The organism is Allorhizobium paknamense, from assembly GCF_030815125.1.
Lineage (GTDB): Bacteria > Pseudomonadota > Alphaproteobacteria > Rhizobiales > Rhizobiaceae > Allorhizobium > Allorhizobium paknamense.
Genome location: NZ_JAUSWH010000020.1, coordinates 1 through 18503 on the forward strand (window position 1 = coordinate 1; position 18503 = coordinate 18503).

Here is an 18503-nt window from a genome sequence, read left to right on the forward strand (position 1 = left end):
GCTGTCATGCGAAAGCTCATCGTCCTCGCAAACGCACTGCTGAAAAAAAACAGGAAATGGGTCCCGAAGATCACTTGATCATAACGGATACTTTACGTTCTTGTTTTAACGCATGTCGTTATCGCAAAACCGCTGCACACTTTTACGCGACATACTGTAACGCTTTATTTTTGCAGCATAATCTTGATCATCCTCGTTTCACTCCGGTCGGATTATGCTCTAATTGAAACGCCCGCACGCTGCGAAAACAGGAGAAAAATCTTGTATGACTTCAATTATTTAGAGCGCAAAGCAAAAGACCTGATCGCAAATGGGAAGGCCGCGGACGCAATCAAGATTTATCTTTTCATGGCAGATGGCGACCAGTCGTTGGATGCCGGATATCTCGGGGAGCGTTTGGGAGAGTGTTATGAGAAGATTGGCGACCTGCATGCTGCGAAATATTGGTATGGAAGAGCGGTGGAGGAAAATCCCGACGTCAGGCTGACTTCTGTGGCGGCGCGTCAAAGGCTTCAGAAAGTCAGCATCGAAGCCTTTTTGGGCGACGCAACAATGTAGTTCTCAACTACTTTGTCAACAGGGCCTAGACAATCTCCACCCAGACCGGCAGGTGATCGGAGCCTGTCGCGTCGTAATCGATCCAGCCATCCTTCAGACGATGAACCAGCGAACCACTGACGAAACAATAATCCAGCAGCATGCGCCGGTCGGGTTTTGCAGGCTCGATCCAGCTATGGCTATCCGGCGTGATGCGGCTAAGATGCGCCAGCGCATCCGTCGGCACATCGGCGCGAACGGTGCGCCCGTAATAGAGATCGGCGGTCCCCGCCATCTCGCGATATTCCGGCGATTCCGGCTGCATGTTGAAATCGCCCATCAGCAGGAAATCTTCCGTCAGCGGCGGCTGCGGCAGGTGGAATTCGCTGCCGCCAGTGATGGCGCCACCTTCCCGGAGGAAATCCAGGGCGCGCGTCTTGAGCATCCTAATCTGGGCGATCCGTTCATCCGGGGCAACGTGATCGAGATGAACGGAATAGACGCGCAAGGGGCCGCCGGGCGTGTCGATCAGGGCTTCGGTCGCGCCGCGCTGCATGTTCAGCTTCTCGAAGGTGCGCGTGCGGGGCAAAAGCAAAAGACGGTTGCTGAGGATCGGCCAGCGCGACAGCACCATATTGCCGAACTGGTATCGTCGATCCACCCGACGTCCGCCGATCATCTCGGAGGAGACGTAAAGATCGCAGGCAGGCCCGTAGACCCAGTGGTAATCCGGGAAGAAACCGGCAAAAATCTCCGGCAGATCGGCGCCATTGTTGACGGCGGCACCGCGTGTGACCTCCTGAAGGGCAATGACATCGGCCCCTTTCAGGCTTTTGGCGATCCGCTCAGGGTCATATTGGCCGTCCAGACCGAAGCCATATTGGATGTTGTAAGTCACGAAGCGCACGATACTCTTTGACCTCAGCGTTGAGCGGCGATAACGATGGCCGCAATCCCGAAATATCCTGACACAGGAAGCACGACAGTCCCATGAAATTTCTCGATGAAGCAAAAGTCTATATCCGCTCCGGCGATGGCGGCGCAGGCGCCGTCTCCTTCCGGCGTGAGAAGTTCATCGAGTTCGGCGGCCCGGACGGCGGTGATGGCGGGCGCGGCGGCGATGTCTGGGTGGAGGCGGTGAACGGGCTGAACACGCTGATCGACTTCCGCTTCCAGCAGCATTTCAAGGCCAAGACCGGCATGCATGGCTCAGGCCGCAACCGCACCGGTGCGAATGGCGATGACGTGACCCTGAAAGTGCCGGTGGGCACGCAGATCTTTGAGGAAGACAATGAGACGCTGATCGTCGACCTGACCGAAGAAGGTCAGCGCTTCCGCATTGCCAAGGGCGGCAATGGCGGTTTCGGCAATGCCCATTTCAAATCCTCCACCAATCAGGCGCCCAACTGGGCCAATCCCGGCTTGGAGGGCGAGGAAAAGACCGTATGGCTGCGGCTGAAGCTGATTGCCGATGCCGGGCTGGTCGGCCTGCCCAATGCGGGCAAGTCCACCTTTCTTGCCGCCGTCAGCCGGGCGCGGCCCAAGATCGCCAATTATCCTTTCACCACGCTGCATCCCAATCTCGGCGTGGCGACGGTGGATGATCGGGAATTCATTCTCGCCGATATTCCGGGCCTGATCGAAGGCGCGCATGAAGGCGTGGGCATTGGCGACCGGTTCCTGGGCCATGTGGAACGCACCCGCGTGCTGTTGCATCTGGTCTCCGCCCAGGAAGAGGATGTCGCCAAGGCCTACAAGACGGTGAAATACGAGCTGGAAGCCTATGATGGCGGGCTTGAGGACAAGCCGGTGATCGTGGCGCTGTCGCAGATCGATGTACTGAACGAGGACGAGGTCAAGGAGAAGGCCAAGGCGCTGAAGAAGGCCAGCGGCAAGACACCCTTCCTGATTTCAGCCGTGTCCGGCAAGGGCATGCGCGAAGTGCTCAGGGCGTTGCGCGATGTCATCGTCAATGCCGATGACGGCGAGGAAGGCACGCTGGCCGAAAGGCCGAAGAAGAACCGCAAGAAGGCCGATATCAGCTTTGAAGACGAGGATCAGGAGGGCGAGGAATGAGCCGCCCGCTTGCGTCCCTTGGCAATTACCGCCGCATCGTCATCAAGATCGGCTCCGCGCTGCTGGTGGATCGCGGCACCGGCCTGAAAAAGGCGTGGCTGGACGCGATCTGCGATGATATTGCCGCGCTGCGCGCCAAAGGCGTGGAGGTTTTGGTCGTTTCTTCCGGGGCGATTGCGCTGGGCCGCACGGTGCTGGGCCTGCCCGCAGGCGCGCTGAAGCTGGAGGAAAGCCAGGCCGCCGCCGCTGTCGGGCAGATTGCGCTGGCACGGCATTGGTCGGAAAGCCTGTCGCGCTCCAGCATTGTCGCAGGACAGATCCTGTTGACACTGGGCGATACGGAAGAGCGCCGCCGTTATCTCAATGCCCGCGCCACCATCAGCCAGCTGTTGAAGCTGGGGGCCGTGCCGATCATCAACGAGAATGACACGGTGGCCACCACCGAAATTCGCTATGGCGACAATGACCGGCTGGCGGCACGGGTTGCGACCATGACCGGGGCCGACCTGCTCATCCTGCTTTCCGATATCGACGGACTTTATACCGCGCCCCCGCATCTGGACCCGGATGCACAGTTCCTGCCGGTGATCGCGGAGATCACGCCGGACATCGAAGCCATGGCGGGCGGCGCAGCCTCGGAACTGTCGCGCGGCGGCATGCGCACCAAGATCGATGCCGGCAAGATTGCCACCAGCGCCGGCTGCGCGATGATCATCACCTCCGGCAAGCCGTTAAACCCGCTGAAGGGCATCGACGATGGCGCGCGCCATTCCTGGTTTGCGCCCTCCGCCACTCCGGTGACGGCGCGCAAGACCTGGATTGCCGGGCAATTGCAGCCCGCCGGAATTCTGACCGTGGATGCAGGGGCGGAAACGGCACTCAGGGCCGGCAAGAGCCTGTTGCCCGCTGGCGTTCGGGACGTCACCGGGCAGTTCCTGCGCGGTGACACAATCTCCGTCGTGGGGCTGGAGGGCCGGGAAATTGCCCGTGGCCTTGCCGGTTACGACGCCGACGAGGCACGCCGGATTGCCGGGCACAAATCACGCGAGATCGAAGCGTTGCTGGGCTATGCCGGACGCTCCGCCATGATCCACCGGGACGACCTGGTGATGACCGAAACCGCCGCAAAACGCGGTGGCGCACAGACGAAGAAGGATGAAGCCCATGCTTGACGTGGTTGCCAAGGCAGAAGACATCGATGCGCTGATGCTGTCCATCGGCCGCAATGCCAAGGCTGCCGCACGACCATTGGCAACGGCTTCACCCGAGCAGAAGAACACGGCACTGCTGGCCATGGCGGATGCGATCATCGCCGCCAAGGTGGATATCCTGTCTGCCAACGCCCAGGACCTTGCCGCAGCCAAGGCTGCCAATGTTGCCGCATCCTTCCTGGATCGGCTGACGCTGAACGAAGCGCGCGTTGATGATATTGCCAAGGCGCTTCGCGAGGTGGCCGCGTTGAAGGACCCGGTAGGTGACGTGATTGCCGCCTGGGATCGCCCGAACGGGTTGAAGATCGAACGGGTGCGCACGCCGCTCGGCGTCATCGGCGTCATTTATGAAAGCCGCCCGAATGTCACGGCCGATGCAGGCGCGCTGTGCCTCAAATCCGGCAATGCCGTGATCCTGCGCGGTGGTTCGGATTCAGTCCATTCTTCCCGCGCCATTCACGCAGCCCTGGTCAAAGGGTTGAAACAGGCCGGCCTGCCGGAAACGTCCATCCAGCTGGTGCCGACAACGGATCGCGCCGCCGTCGGCGCGCTGCTCTCCGGCCTCAATGGCACGGTGGACGTGATCGTGCCGCGCGGCGGCAAAAGCCTTGTGGCGCGGGTGCAATCGGAAGCGCGGGTGCCGGTTTTCGCGCATCTTGAAGGGCTTTGCCACGTCTATGTGGATAAATCCGCCGATCTGGAGATGGCGAAGAGCATCGTCGTGAACGCCAAGATGCGCCGCACTGGCATTTGCGGCTCGGCCGAGACCCTGCTCATCGACCAGGCAGCAGCCGGCACGCATTTGAAGCCGATTGTCGAAGCGCTCGCTGCCACAGGATGCGAAGTGCGCGGCACAAAAGAGGTCATGGAGGTCTTGCCCGCCGCCAAGCCTGCCACGGAAGAGGACTGGCGCACGGAATATCTGGATGCCATCATCTCTGTAAAGCTGGTGGAGGGCATTCAGGGCGCGATCGATCATATCGCCACCTATTCCTCCAATCACACCGAGGCGGTCATTGCCGAGGATGCTGCCGTTGTGGAGCGCTTCTTCAACGAAGTGGATTCAGCCATTCTGCTGCACAATGCCTCGACACAATTTGCCGATGGCGGTGAGTTCGGCATGGGGGGTGAAATCGGCATTGCCACCGGCAAGATGCATGCGCGCGGGCCGGTTGGCGTCGAGCAGCTCACCTCCTTCAAATATCGGGTGCACGGCACCGGCCAGACCCGGCCCTGACGTGGAGCAGGATCGCGTTTCCTTTCGCCACCTCACCATGCCCCACACAGAGCGGGGCATGGTGATCGGCCTGTTCGGCGGATCGTTCAACCCGCCGCATGAGGGCCATCGTCTGGTGGCGGACATTGCGCTCAGGCGGCTCGGGCTTGACCAGCTCTGGTGGATGGTCACCCCGGGAAATCCCCTGAAGGCAAGGAATGGGTTGAAGCCGCTTTCGCAGCGGATCGCGCTGTGCGAAGCCATGGCGTCTGACCCCCGCATCAAGGTCACGGCCTTCGAAAAGCGGCTGGGCACGAGCTATACGGCGCGGACGCTGGAGCAGGTGAAAAAGCGGAACCGCCATGTGCATTTCATCTGGATCATGGGCGCCGATAACCTGAAAAGCTTCCATCTCTGGCAGAACTGGCGGAAGATTGCGGAAACCTTTCCGATTGCCGTGATCGACCGTCCCGGCTCGACCCTGTCTTACCTGTCGTCGAAAATGGCGCATGGCTTCGAGCGTGCCCGGGTGGATGAGGAGGATGCGGGCGTGCTCTGGCGTCGCAAGCCGCCGGCCTGGACCTTTATCCACGGCCCGCGCTCCACCCTCAGCTCCACCGCGCTTCGCGGCGAATGAGGGATTTTCCCGGTCTCGCCTCGTCTTGAAAGATTAACCAATCAGTGCCACCTTATATGGGTGACCGGGATGCTGTTTCCCGTGAGTCGCAACGTGCTGTTATTTTCGGAAAGGACGAACTCTGACAACAGTACACGCCAAGGGAAGAACCACGCGTTCGATCCCACAAAGCCCGGAACGTGGCGCCGATGCCGCAGCCCGCGCGCTTGAACTGGTCCTCGCCAGCCTTGAGGACTCGAAGGCAGAAGACATCGTTTCCATCGACATTGCCGGTAAGTCGGCGCTGGGCGATCACATGGTGGTCGTGTCCGGACGCTCGAACCGTCACGTCGCGGCGATCGCCGAACATCTCATCACCGATCTGAAGGACGAAGGCTTCGGCGCACCGCGCGTCGAGGGACTGGAAGCCGGTGACTGGGTGTTGATCGACACCGGAGACATCATCGTGCACATTTTCCGCCCGGAAATCCGCGAGTTCTACAACATCGAAAGAATGTGGGCGACGCCGGACGTGGGCGAGGAAACGCTGCACTGACACGCCTGTCCTGAACAGGCTGCCTGAGCTGAACGATTGCCCTTGACCGCCTAGGGGGTTAAGGGGTCTGGACTTTTAGCTTCAGGAAAGGACGACCATGCGGGTGGGCATCATAGCCGTGGGCCGGTTGAAGGCCGGCCCTGAGAAGGATCTTGTCGCCCGCTATCTGGATCGCTTCGCCAAGGCAGGACCTGCCTGTGGACTGGATTTTTCGCGGGTTACGGAGCTGGCCGAAAGCCGTGCCTCGAATGCCGAGACGCGCAAGCGTGAGGAAGCGGCAGAGATTGAAAAGGCCATTCCCGCCAACGCGCTGCTGATTGCGCTGGATGAGCGCGGCAAAAGTCTGGACAGCGAGGAATTCGCAGCCTTTGTCGGCCTGCATAAAGATAATGGCAGGCGGGACATGACGCTGATCATCGGCGGCGCCGATGGGCTGGACCCAAGCCTGCGGCAAAAAGCCGAGCTTATCCTCAACCTTGGCAAGCTGACCTGGCCGCATCAGATCGTGCGCATCTTGCTGGCGGAACAGCTTTACCGGGCGGTTACCATCTTTTCAGGCCACCCTTACCATAGATCCTAATTAATGAATATGTGAAAGCATTCACGGCATTTTTTCTTGACATTTGCTGTCTCCTTTTGCAAAAAGGCGATAGTGAATGTCAGGTTTAAAGTTCCACGCCATGCTGGTTTGTAGCTGTAATTTCATCACCGACAAGGAAATCCGCGATACGATCACGGAGATGCTGGACGAGGACTGCTGGCAGTTGATCGTCCCGGCCAAGGTATATCATGCCATGGAAAAGCGTGGCCGCTGCTGTGGCTGCTTCCCCAATGTCGTCGATATCATCGTTTCGACCACCGAAGCCTACCACGCCGCCCGCAAGGCCGATGATGAGAAGGTGGTGGATTTCATGCAGCGCCTGAAGCAATTCCAGCAAGAGCAGAAGACCGAGATCATCGAACGCCGAAATCGTCTGGCCAGCGGACGCTGAGGAAGAAGAACGGATCGGAACCCCGCCAAGGCGGGGTTTTTTATGGCCTTAAGAATATTTTGGAATCGTTCTAAAAAAGCCTCTCGACTTTGCGCCGCGTTCCTGCTTTTATCCCGCCATATCAACTTGCAATAGGAGCGACCCCGATGAAGGGCGATGCAAAAGTCATTGAACGTTTGAACCAGGCTCTGTTTCTCGAGCTGGGTGCCGTAAACCAGTATTGGCTGCATTACCGTCTTCTGGAAGACTGGGGCTATACCAAGCTTGCCAAGAAGGAGCGCGCCGAATCCATCGAGGAAATGCAGCACGCCGACAAGCTGGTGGCCCGCATCATCTTCCTTGAAGGTCATCCGAACCTGCAGACGCTGGCACCGCTGCGCATTGGCCAGACGGTGAAGGAAGTTCTGGAAGCCGATCTTGCCGGCGAATATGACGCCCGCACGGCTTACAAGGAGTCCCGCGACATCTGTTATCAGGCTGGCGACTATGTTTCGATGAAGCTGTTCGAAGAACTGCTGATGGATGAGGAAGGCCATATCGACTTCCTTGAAACCCAGCTGGAACTGCTTTCCAAGCTTGGCGAAGAAAAGTACGGCCTGCTCAACGCCGAATCCGCCGACGCTTCCGAAGGCTGAGATCACTGACGAGTTTCAAAAGGGCGCTTGCGGCAACGCAGGCGCCCTTTTTATTGCAACCCAAGATGACGGCCTCCCCTTGAAAATTGCGGCGAATTTCTCCACCTGAGGGCCGCCTGTTTATTTTCCGGGAGTTACATCATGACCACCGCCACTGCGGAAAAGCCTGTAAGCGAAGCCCATGTTTTTGAGGCCGACGTTGCCCGCCTTCTGCATATGATGGTCCATTCGGTCTATTCCGATAAGGACGTTTTTCTCCGCGAACTGATTTCCAATGCCGCCGATGCCTGTGAAAAGCTGCGCTACGAGGCCATCGCCACGCCCTCCCTGCTGGGCGACGATCCGGATGCGCGCATTCTGCTGAAGCTCGACGGCGACAATCGCCGCATCGTCATCGAGGATAACGGCATCGGCATGAGCCGGGACGAGATGATCGAGGCGCTCGGCACCATCGCCCGCTCCGGCACCCGCGCCTTCATGGAGCGGATCGAGGCCAACAAGGCTGGCGAGGGCGCGCAGTTGATCGGCCAGTTCGGCGTCGGCTTCTATTCCTGTTTCATGGTGGCGGATCAGGTAGAGGTCGCCTCCCGCCGCGCCGGGGAAGAGGCTGCCTGGCTCTGGTCTTCCGATGGCAAGGGCAGCTATTCGGTGAGCCCGCTGGAGGCCTCTGAAGCGCCGACCCGTGGCACGCGCATTACGCTGCATCTCAATGAAGACGCCAAGACCTATGTCAGCCGCTGGACGGTGGAGCGCATCGTCAAACAGCAATCCGGCCATGTGCCAGTGCCGATCCGGATTGTCGAAAAGGAAGGCGAGGAGCCGCAACAGATCACCGACGGCACCGCGCTCTGGACCAAGTCCAAGAGCGATGTGACGCCGGAGGAATATACCGAATTTTATCGCGGTGTGTCCGGCCAGTATGACGATCCGGCCCTGACGGTGCATTTCCGTGCCGAGGGCCGCCACGAATATACGACGCTGGCCTTTGTGCCGACCACGGCTCCTTTTGACCTCTTCGACCCGGATCGCAAGGGCCGGATGAAGCTTTACGTCAAGCGCGTCTTCATCACCGACGATGCGGAACTGGTGCCACGCTATCTGCGCTTCGTGCGCGGTCTGGTGGATACGGCCGATCTACCGCTCAACATTTCCCGCGAGATGATCCAGGATAGCCCCATTCTCGGCGCGATCCGCAAGGGCGTGACCAGCCGTATTTTGACGGCGCTGGAAAAGCAGGCGGAAAGCGATGCTGAGACCTATCTGAAATTCTGGGAGACCTTCGGCTCGGTGCTGAAGGAAGGGCTTTACGACGATTTCGAGCGCAAGACGCAACTGCTCGGCCTTGCCCGCTTCCAGACCACGGCTGGCGATGGTTTCCGCTCGCTGGCGGACTATCTCAAGGATGCCAAGGAAGAGCAGAAGGCCATTTATTATCTGGCCGGCAGCAGCCTTGAGCAGCTGAAGGCCTCGCCGCAGCTTGAAGGCTTCCGGGCACGCGGCATCGAAGTGCTGCTGCTGACGGACCCGATCGATAATTTCTGGGTGATGAACGCCCCGGAATTCGAGGGCAAGAGCTTCAAATCGGTGAGCCAGGGTGCTGCCGATCTCGCGCAATTCGCAAAGCCGGAAGAAAAGGCGGAGGAAAAGACCCCCGAAGCCAAGGCGGAAGTGGCAAGCCTGATTGCGCTGGCCAAGGAAAAGCTGAAGGACGAGGTCTCCGATGTCATCAACTCCGACCGCTTGACCGAGAGCGCCGTCTGCCTGGTCGCGCCGGAAACCGGCTATGACCGTCAGCTGGAAAAGCTGCTGCAAGGCGCGGGGCAGTTGAAGACCGCCACCAAACCGATCCTCGAAATCAATGCCGATCATCCGCTGATCAAGGCCATTGCAGGCGCGACCGGCAATCCCGCCCTTCAGGACGATGCCGTGCATCTGCTCTACGATCAGGCCCGTGTACTGGATGGCGACAAACCCACCGACCCCCGCGGCTTTGCCGAGCGCATGGCCCGGGTGTTTAGCAAGGCCCTGGGTGCCTGAAGAGGTGTTGAAAGGAGGGCAAAACGCCCTCCTTTCTCTTTTCATTTTCAATGAAAATTCCGCCCCTTGGGCATGGCGGCGGCGAGATCGGCCAGATCGCGGCGGCGGGCGGTTTTCTGGCGGTGGTCCTGTACGGGTTTCAGCACTTCATCGACGCGGCTGTTGAGGGCAAAGGTGCGCGCCTCGCGTTTCAGCAGGCCGAGGAGGGCGGTGCGGTCTTCCAGATGTTCGGCCACGACATGAATGACGCCATCCTTTTTTTGCAGCCGCCCCCGCACCAGCACCAGCCGCGCGCCCATCACCACCGGTCGATAGCGCTCCATCACCTTCGGCCAGACGATGATATTGGCTACCCCCGTTTCATCCTCCGCCGTCATGAAGATCACACCCTTGGCAGAGCCTGGCCTTTGCCGCACCAGCACCAGCCCGGCCACCGTAACCCGCCGCCCGGAGGGCAGCGCCTCCAAGGCGACGGACGCCACCACGCCCTGCTGCGCCAGATCAGTGCGGAGGAAGGAGAGGGGGTGTGCTTTTAATGAGAAGGCAAGGCTTCGGTAATCCTGCAAAACCTCTTCTCCCGGCTTCATTGCGGGCAGGGCGAGGGAGGCTTCCGGCACCAGATCGTCCTCCTCGGCGCGGGCACTGAAAAGCGGCAGGGTTTCCACCGCGCTTTCCTTGTCCAGCGCCTTTGCCTCCCACAGTGCCTGACGGCGGCTGAGGCCCATGGAGCGGAAACAATCGGCATCCGCCAGTTTTTCGATGGTGAGCCGCTTCAGCCCTGTCCGCAGCCAGAGGTCGCGCAGCGACACATAGCCCTTGCCGCGCTGTGCGACGAGGTGGTCCATCTCCTGAAGGGACACGCCTTTGACCAGGGAAAAGCCCAGCCGCACCGCATGGCGGGTTTTCATGATGCCTTGCATGGAGCGGTGATTGGGGCGGATGGCAGCACGGTCCAGTTCGCCCCCCTCCAGACCGCTATCCCAGTGGGAAAAGTTCACATCCACCGGGCGCACCACCACGCCATGCTCACGGGCATCGCGGATGAGCTGCGCAGGCGGATAGAAGCCCATGGGCTGGGAATTGAGAATCGCCGCCAGAAACACATCCGGGTAAAAGGCCTTGAACCAGCAGGAGACATAGACCAGCAGCGCAAAGGACGCAGCGTGGCTTTCGGGAAAGCCATATTCACCGAAGCCTTCGATCTGGCTGAAACAGTTTTCGGCGAATTCGCGCTCATAGCCGCGCTTTACCATGCCGGACACCATCTTCTCCTTGAAGCTGCTCACCTGTCCCGTGCGCCGGAAGGTGGCCATAGCGCGGCGCAGCTTGTCGGCTTCCGCCGGTTGGAAGCCAGCTGCCAGAATGGCGATCTGCATGGCCTGCTCCTGAAAAAGCGGAACCCCCAGCGTACGCTCCAGAGCGGTTTTCAGCTCTTCACTGGGATAGGTGATGGGAAGACCGCGCCGCTGGTCTTCCCGCCGCTTGAGATAGGGATGCACCATATTGCCCTGAATGGGACCGGGGCGGACAATCGCCACCTCGATCACCAGATCGTAGAAGCGGCGGGGCTTAAGCCTTGGCAACATGCTCATCTGCGCCCGGCTTTCGATCTGGAACACGCCCAGCGTATCGGCCCGGCAAATCATGTCATAGACGCGGGGATCCTCTTCACGCATCACTGAATGCAAGTCTTCGAGACGTCCGTAATGCTGCTGTAACAGCCGGAAGGCGCGCGCCATGCAGGTGAGCATGCCAAGCGCCAGGACATCCACCTTCAACAGCTTCAGCGTATCGAGATCATCCTTGTCCCATTCGATCATATAGCGCCCATCGGCGGTGTTCATCAGCGGCACCACTTCATCCAGCCGGTCGCGCGTGATGACGAAACCGCCGACATGCTGGGAGAGATGCCGGGGAAAGCTCTGCAATTCACTGGAATAGTGCAGAAGCCGCCGTGTGGTTTCATCCTTCAGGTCAAGCCCGGCGGCCTTGGCCTGTTCATCGGTCAGCGTCTTCGTCCACCAGCCCCAGATGGAGCCGGAAATCGCCGATTGCACATCCTCCGACAGGCCGAAGGCCTTGGCCACTTCACGTCCCGCCGAGCGGGCGCGATAGGAGGTGACCGCCGCCGCCAACCCCGCATGTTCGCGTCCATAATGGCTGTAAATGTGCTGGATAATCTCCTCTCGGCGCTCATGCTCGAAATCGACATCGATATCCGGCGGCTCCTCGCGTTCGGTGGAAATGAAGCGTTCGAAGAGCAGCGTGCTCTTTTCCGGGTTCACCTCGGTAATGCCGAGGCAATAGCAGACGGCGGAATTGGCCGCAGAACCGCGCCCCTGGCAGAGAATATGTCGAGAGCGGGCAAAACGGATGATGCGAAAGACGGTGAGAAAGAAGGGCTCATACTGTTTTTCGGCAATCAGCCGCAGCTCATAGTCCAGAAGCTGGGCCACCTTGGGCGGGATATGGCCGTCATACCGCACAAGCGCCCCTTCATAGGCCAGCCGCCGCAGTGTTTGCGGCAGGCTTTCGCCCGGTTCGCCTTCCTCGGGATATTGGTGGGAAATCTCATCCAGCGAGAAATGCATGCGCCGAAAGAAACGGACCGTCTCATCGACAGCCTCCGGACAATCACGAAAAATCCGGCGCATTTCCGCCTCGTCCTTCAGATGCCGTTCGGCGTTCGGCGCCAATCGATAGCCGGCTTCAAAAACCGTGACATGCTCGCGAATGGCCGTGACAATATCGGAAAGCGGGCGCCGCGCCCGGTCATGATAGAGCGGCAGGTTGGTCGCGATCAGCCTTGCCCGGCAAGTCTTGCCCAGTTGCGCCAGTTCGGCAAAGGCCAGCCGGTCGGTGCCATCATAGCGAGGGGAAAGTGCCAGATAGAGCCGGTCGCCGAAGCATTGTGCCAGTGTTTCGAGATGGCTTCGAAAGCCGGTCGTGGCTTCGGGGCCTGCCGTCTGGGGCGGCAGCACCACCAGCAACAAATCTTCTGCCCATTCCAGAAGATCGGCTTCAAACAGGGTGCAGACGCCCTTTTGCGAGCGCAGATTGCCCGTACTCAACAGGCGGCAGAGATGGCCCCAGCCGCGCCGGTTCAGGGGATAGGCCAGACAGTCCGGCATATCGTCGGCAAAAACGAGCCGCGCGCCCGGCTGATAGGCATAGCCCGCCGCCTTGGCCGCCGCATGCAGCCGCACCACGCCCGCCACCGTGTTGCGATCGGCAAGGCCGATGCCCGAGAGCTTGAGATGCTGCGCCTTTTCCACCAGTTCCTGCGGATGGGACGCGCCTTCCAGGAAGGAGAAATTGCTGGACGCGCCGATCTCGTAAAAGCCCATGGTCTTCACGCAAAAAAACCGTGCAGATACCAGCGCGGTGAAATATCCCCGCCGAACAGGCCTTCGCGGAAGAGCCAGAAACGGCGTCCTTCCATATCCTCGACGCGGAAATAATCCCGCACCTGCGCCTCCTCGCCATCCAGCCACCATTCGGCAGCGATGCGTTCCGGCCCCTCGGCGCGGGCAACGCGATGCAAAGCGCGCCGCCAGCGGAAATTCATCGGCGGCCCTTCCGGCACTTCGGCCACGGCCTCCACCGCCTCCGGATGGACCAGCAACCGCAGGGGCCGAAGCTGGGCAAGCCGCGCCAGATGATGGGGCAGGGCGGAGGCTGTGTTTTTCCGTGCGTCCACGGCGGATGTGAAACTGGAGGCGCGCTCCGGGATATGGCTTTCGGCAAAGCCCGGCCGTTCCAGACTGTCGCGGCCCAACCGCGCCATGGCCTGATCGATAAAATCGCTGAGCGATTGCCCCTCGGCACCGTCCCTGCCGGAGAGATCCTGCTGGCGATCCTCACGGCTTTCGGTGGTGAGAGCGGAAAGCCTGAGGATTTCAAAGCCGAAACCGGCATCAAGATCATCATGCACGGCCTGCAGCCGCTCCCGGAACAGACCGGCGATCCGGACAGGATCGGTAAGCGCCGCCGCCGTACCGACGCTGAGGCGAAATACCCGGCCATCGACCCGGAAAAGCAGGAGTTCGAACAATCGGCCGCCCAGCTTCTTTTCATCGAAATGCCGCTTCAGGCTTTCCGCCAGATGGCGGATGAATTCGAGAATGTGATCTTCACCCACAATGGGTTCGGCCAGCCGCCGCTCACTGGAAAAATCGGCCGGCGGCAGGCGAGGGGAGAGCGGCTCCTCCTCCGCCCCCAGCGCCTGATCGAGCCGCAGCAGGAGCAGCGGGCCGAAACGGCGAGACAAGGGCGCCCGCGGCGCTTCCATCACCTCTCCCACCCGCGTCAGCCCGACACGGGCCAGCGCCAGCAGCAGTTCCGAAGGCAGGCGCAGCGCCTTGAGCGGCAAGGCATGGAGGCGCTCTCCCTCCTCTCCGGGCTGGACAATGGCGTTTTCACAAAACCGCGCCATGGCCCAGGCAAGACCGGGGGTGGGGGCAATAGCCCCCTTCGCCTCCACACCCATGCGCTCCAGACGCTGCAACAGATCGGCCAGCAGGGATTTTTCACCGCCGAAGAGATGGGCGCAGCCGGTAATATCGAGAAACAGCCCGTAGCCTTCTGCATGAGGATCCAGCGAAACCAGCGGCGTATAGCGCCCGCACCAATCGGCCAGTGCCTCCAGAAAACCGCGATCCGCCATCCGGTCCAGCGGCAGGGCTTGCAGATCCGGCTGCATGGCGCGGGCTTCGGCAAGGCTCTGGCCGGGAGTGAGGCCCAGCCTTTCCGCCGCTGGATTCAAAGCCGCAAGCCGCATGGCATTGGCCTGCTGCTCATAAAACACCAGAGGTTCACCATCAGCCCGTTCTCTTGAAACCGATGATCTCTGCCGGTCTTGCCGGATGATCCGGTCCGAGGGCAGATGCGGAAAGGCGATCGACAGAATGCGGTGCTCCCGGCTCATTCCGAGCAGCGAAGCGGTCTGGTTCGCAAAGGCGGAATTCATGGTCATTGGGGCTCCATTCCAGCAGGGTTTCACAGGAAAGCGCGGTGCTGCTCTTCTCCACCGTGACGCGGAAGACGGGATTGCCGAGGCTCATACCCATGGCCTGTCCATCCGGCAGCAGGCGAAAACCGGCAGGCGCCGACCGCACCAGCAGGCGGTAATGCGCCGCACCGGTTTCAGCGTCGCCAGCCTGACGCAGAAGCAGAAAGGGCAGGCCTTGCGCCTTGGCGCGCAATTGCAGGCGGCGGCCTTCCTTGAGGCCGAAGGCAGCGGGATTGCCGCGCACTTCCAGAATGACGGCGGTAAAGCAGCCATGGGCAAGGGCGGTTTCGGCAAGCCACAGCGCATCAATCAGCTTGGGCAGCCGTGCCAGCAGGAAACGCTCCGGCTGTACGCCATGGCAGGCAAGGCCCAGCCCATAGGGCAGGCCCGCCTCCTGAAGCGCGCTGCTCTGGGCAATCCAGAGAACCGGCTGGCCGGGCCGAAGGGCCTGCAAACGCGCCGCCAGCCCCAGCACGAAGCCGCTGGCGGCGCCGCTTTCGCGCGTTTCCGCGTGGCGGATCTCCGTCATGCCCGCAAGACAGAGCCCTCCCTTCAGGGCATGATCCAGCGCCTCGATGTGGAAGGGCAGGACCGTCTGTAATGCGTCATTTTCAGGGTCCCGTGCGGCATTCCAGCCTTGCGCCACGCGCTTGCTGCGGGCCGAAAGCGGAGCTCCAGCCTCAATTGCGGCAATGGTGTTGCGCAGCGCGGAAAGCTCTTCCCGCACGTGAGCAGAGGATGACATGGTGGAACCCGTTATTTGTTCACTTTATGTTCTTATGGATTCCAGAACACGCTAAAAGAGTCAATCATCCCTTTTGTGAATCACCACCCGCCCGGCGGTAAGATCAACCAGCAGCGCCAGAATTTCCTCTGCCCCTTCCAGCGGCAGGGCAAGCGTCAGATCGGCACCGGTGGCGGTGAACACCTCTTCCGTCACTGAAATGCCCAAGCCCGCAAGCCGCGCCTTGATCAGCGCCAGATCGGAAAAGGCGATGGAAACGCACCGGTTCTGGCGATGAATGATTTCAACCTTCTCCGCCGTGCGCAGGCATTCCGCCGCCGTGCTGCCATAGGCGCGGATCAGCCCGCCACTGCCCAGAAGAATGCCGCCGAACCAGCGGGTGACAATCACCAGGACATGATCGAGTTTCTGCCCATCCAGCGCCTGCAAAATGGGCTTGCCCGCCGTACCGGAAGGTTCGCCGTCATCGCTGAAGCGATAGGCCTGACCAAGGCGCCAGGCCCAGCAATTATGCGTGGCCGCGGGGTCGCAATGAGCGGCCAGCAAAGCCTTCACCTCGTCCTCCGCAGCAAGCGGCAGAGCCAGGGCGCGAAACCGGCTTTTCTTGATGTCCTGCTCGAAATCATGGGAACGGGGCAGCGTAAACATGCCGGTTTCATGGCCCTGAAACAGCAAAGGGTCAACAAAAACTGAGACGCCGGGAGAGAAAGCTTGAAAACACAACGGATTATTTTAGGCAACCCATGACAATCAGGGGATGCAAAATCCGACGCTTTTTCTATCCTCGCTTCCGGAATGGGGACTGCATCACATTGTTCATAAAGTCGTTTTTAGCCGCACAAAAAACCGGACCGTCCGGCCAGACTCCGGCCAATATCAATGGCCTTGCCGCTCGGCACCTTCCCTCTTTTCCAAGCTTTCTGGCGCAGACTCTGCGCATGGAATTCAACACGCTGAGCCGCATGGGACTGGAGCGGGGGCTGCTTATTCGCCTTGTCCGGAAAGCCGTGCGCAACGGCACCAGCATGGATCAGGAAATCCAGGTTTGCAGCCGGCTGGAGCAGGATCACTATTATGATGCGATTGCGCGGCGGCTGGGCCTTGTCTACCTTGAAGACCTGCCACCGGACCAGGTTTTCCATGCGGACAAGCTGGAAACCCAATTGCAGACACCCGTGATGGTTCGGCTCTATCCCCCAGGACGCCCGCCGGTAACGGTACTGACGCCCCAGGCCCATCAGTTGCAGGACCTGGAAGAGCGGTTACGCCGCTTTCCCTCCCTGAAGGAAACACTTGCCTTGACGCGGCCCGCTGCCATTCGCACAGCCGTCTGGGCATTGGGCAGCCAGACAAGGGCCGAACGCGCCTCCAACCGGCTTTTCGACGTAGCACCGCTTTATTCGGCGCGGCAGGTCATGACCGGACGGCAGGGCTTCTGGGCAGGCGTCGGAACGGCATTGGTCCTGTGCGGATTATGCCTGTCCACCTCGATCTTTCTGCCGCTGCTGCATATCAGCCTGTCGATGCTTTATCTCTGCGCCCTGTTCCTGCGTGCAGCCACTCTGGGTCATCAGGTCCGTTACCGCATGCAATGGCCGGAACCGCTGCTCAAACGCCCTCTACCGACATATACCGTTCTCGTCGCTCTTTACCGGGAAAGGGATGTGGTTCCCCAACTCATCGAAGCCTTGCGGCGTCTGGACTGGCCCGCAGCCCTTCTGGATATCAAACTGGTCTGCGAGGAGGACGATCAGGACACTCTCAATGCCATCGAAGCCCAGCCGCTTCCTCCGCATTTCGAAATCATCCGGGTGCCGCCGATCGGCCCCCGAACCAAGCCCAAAGCCTTGAATTATGCCCTGTCAGGTGCAAGAGGGGAATTTCTCGTCATTTATGACGCCGAAGACCGGCCTCATCCGCACCAGTTGAAGGAAGCCTATGGCCGCTTTCTCGCAAGCCCTCCGCACATAGCCTGCCTGCAGGCTCCCCTGATTATCGCCAATGGGCATGAAAACTGGATCAGCAGCCTGTTTGCCCTGGAATATGCAGGTCTTTTCAGAGGATTGCTGCCCATGCTGGGGCGGCATGGCCTGCCCTTGCCGCTGGGGGGCACATCCAATCATTTCCGCACTGCCGTGCTGCGTGAGGTGGGTGCCTGGGATCCCCACAATGTGACCGAGGATGCCGATCTGGGACTCAGGCTCTACCGGGCCGGTTATCGCTGCCAGACGCTGCGCTGCCAGACCCTGGAGGATGCCCCCACCAAACCGCACATCTGGATTGGCCAGCGCAGCCGCTGGTTCAAGGGCTGGCTGCAAACCTGGCTGATCATCATGCGCCATCCGCTGGCCGCCTGCCGGGATATGGGGCTCATCGCCTTCGTGGTTTTCCAGTTGATGATTGGCGGCATGCTGGTTTCCTCGCTCTTTCATCCAGCCCTCATCCTGTTTCTCGCCGCGACGCTATGGTCGATGACCGTCCTGTCGACGGAGGAGCTGCCGCTGCGGGAGGTGATTTTCTTCTGGGTGGATCTCATGAATATCTTCGGCAGTTATGCCATTTTTCTCGCCTTGGGGCGATCAGCCATGATCCCCCATGAAAGACGCCAGATCGGTCGCCGCTATCTTGCAACCCCGCTCTACTGGATGATGACCTCTTATGCCGCCTGGAAGGCTGTGCTGGAATTGCGGACGAAACCCTTTTTCTGGAACAAGACGCCGCACACACCGCGACGGGTGAAGCTGAACAACGAGACGTAACACGACGGTCTGCTCGACAGGAAGGCCTTCCAAACTCAAGAACCAAAGGTTGCATACATGTCCGACTGAAAGCGCATTACACGCTTTTGGGTAAATTGCGTCTTTCGAAACA

At 60.3% G+C, this 18503-nt stretch carries 17 protein-coding genes; 12 read left to right on the forward strand and 5 right to left on the reverse strand.

Annotated features, from left to right (window positions below; translation table 11 throughout):
• On the forward strand, nucleotides 1–227 hold a 227-nt coding region (locus QO005_RS21265; protein WP_307160025.1), incomplete at its 5' end, for a hypothetical protein.
• A 34-nt stretch (nucleotides 228–261) separates the two neighbouring features.
• A complete protein-coding gene (locus QO005_RS21270) occupies nucleotides 262–558 on the forward strand; it encodes a hypothetical protein (RefSeq protein WP_307160026.1) in 297 nt (98 codons plus the stop codon).
• Between the two features lie 25 nt (nucleotides 559–583).
• Here QO005_RS21270 and QO005_RS21275 read toward each other — a convergent pair whose 3' ends face one another.
• The gene (locus QO005_RS21275) at nucleotides 584–1444 is read right to left on the reverse strand and encodes an endonuclease/exonuclease/phosphatase family protein (RefSeq protein WP_307160027.1); all 861 of its coding nucleotides are present in this window, start codon (nucleotides 1442–1444) and stop codon (nucleotides 584–586) included.
• An 83-nt stretch (nucleotides 1445–1527) separates the two neighbouring features.
• Here QO005_RS21275 and obgE point away from each other — a divergent pair, with 83 nt between their 5' ends.
• From obgE to htpG, 9 genes are all read left to right on the forward strand, one after another.
• Complete coding sequence (gene obgE, locus QO005_RS21280) at nucleotides 1528–2613, forward strand: GTPase ObgE (protein WP_307160028.1); 1086 nt, start codon at nucleotides 1528–1530, stop codon at nucleotides 2611–2613.
• Nucleotides 2610–3785 carry a glutamate 5-kinase gene (gene proB / locus QO005_RS21285; protein WP_307160029.1) on the forward strand — a complete coding sequence of 392 codons (1176 nt, stop codon included), beginning with the start codon at nucleotides 2610–2612 and terminating at the stop codon, nucleotides 3783–3785. Before obgE ends, proB begins: the two co-directional genes overlap by 4 nt.
• Entirely contained in the window at nucleotides 3778–5061 is a 1284-nt protein-coding gene (locus tag QO005_RS21290) for a glutamate-5-semialdehyde dehydrogenase (protein WP_307160030.1), read from the forward strand. Before proB ends, QO005_RS21290 begins: the two co-directional genes overlap by 8 nt.
• Nucleotides 5062–5098: 37 nt before the next feature.
• A complete protein-coding gene (locus QO005_RS21295; RefSeq protein ID WP_307160090.1) occupies nucleotides 5099–5677 on the forward strand; it encodes a nicotinate-nucleotide adenylyltransferase in 579 nt (192 codons plus the stop codon).
• 121 nt (nucleotides 5678–5798) lie between these two features.
• The gene (rsfS, locus tag QO005_RS21300; RefSeq protein WP_307160091.1) at nucleotides 5799–6212 is read left to right on the forward strand and encodes a ribosome silencing factor; all 414 of its coding nucleotides are present in this window, start codon (nucleotides 5799–5801) and stop codon (nucleotides 6210–6212) included.
• Between the two features lie 97 nt (nucleotides 6213–6309).
• Nucleotides 6310–6792 (forward strand): 23S rRNA (pseudouridine(1915)-N(3))-methyltransferase RlmH, encoded by a 483-nt coding sequence (gene rlmH, locus QO005_RS21305; protein WP_307160031.1) that lies wholly within the window; start codon nucleotides 6310–6312, stop codon nucleotides 6790–6792.
• 76 nt (nucleotides 6793–6868) lie between these two features.
• Nucleotides 6869–7204, forward strand: coding sequence for a (2Fe-2S)-binding protein (locus QO005_RS21310; RefSeq protein ID WP_370878129.1), 336 nt, complete (start codon nucleotides 6869–6871; stop codon nucleotides 7202–7204).
• Between the two features lie 146 nt (nucleotides 7205–7350).
• Nucleotides 7351–7839 (forward strand): bacterioferritin, encoded by a 489-nt coding sequence (bfr, locus tag QO005_RS21315; protein WP_307160032.1) that lies wholly within the window; start codon nucleotides 7351–7353, stop codon nucleotides 7837–7839.
• 141 nt (nucleotides 7840–7980) lie between these two features.
• Nucleotides 7981–9876 (forward strand): molecular chaperone HtpG, encoded by a 1896-nt coding sequence (gene htpG / locus QO005_RS21320; RefSeq protein WP_307160033.1) that lies wholly within the window; start codon nucleotides 7981–7983, stop codon nucleotides 9874–9876.
• Nucleotides 9877–9923: 47 nt separating this feature from the next.
• Here htpG and QO005_RS21325 read toward each other — a convergent pair whose 3' ends face one another.
• The 4 genes from QO005_RS21325 to QO005_RS21340 are packed head-to-tail and all read right to left on the reverse strand — an operon-like array spanning nucleotide 9924 to nucleotide 16280.
• Nucleotides 9924–13223, reverse strand: a complete 3300-nt coding sequence (locus QO005_RS21325) for an error-prone DNA polymerase (protein ID WP_307160092.1) — start codon at nucleotides 13221–13223, stop codon at nucleotides 9924–9926.
• Between the two features lie 5 nt (nucleotides 13224–13228).
• Complete coding sequence (locus QO005_RS21330; protein ID WP_307160093.1) at nucleotides 13229–14803, reverse strand: Y-family DNA polymerase; 1575 nt, start codon at nucleotides 14801–14803, stop codon at nucleotides 13229–13231.
• Nucleotides 14697–15632, reverse strand: a complete 936-nt coding sequence (locus QO005_RS21335; RefSeq protein WP_307160034.1) for an ImuA family protein — start codon at nucleotides 15630–15632, stop codon at nucleotides 14697–14699. Before QO005_RS21335 ends, QO005_RS21330 begins: the two co-directional genes overlap by 107 nt.
• 60 nt (nucleotides 15633–15692) lie before the next feature.
• Nucleotides 15693–16280, reverse strand: coding sequence for an IMPACT family protein (locus tag QO005_RS21340; RefSeq protein ID WP_307160035.1), 588 nt, complete (start codon nucleotides 16278–16280; stop codon nucleotides 15693–15695).
• A gap of 290 nt (nucleotides 16281–16570) precedes the next feature.
• Between QO005_RS21340 and QO005_RS21345 the strand changes: the two genes are divergently transcribed.
• Nucleotides 16571–18391 (forward strand): glycosyltransferase family 2 protein, encoded by a 1821-nt coding sequence (locus QO005_RS21345; RefSeq protein ID WP_307160036.1) that lies wholly within the window; start codon nucleotides 16571–16573, stop codon nucleotides 18389–18391.
• The last annotated feature ends 112 nt before the right edge of the window (nucleotides 18392–18503 follow it).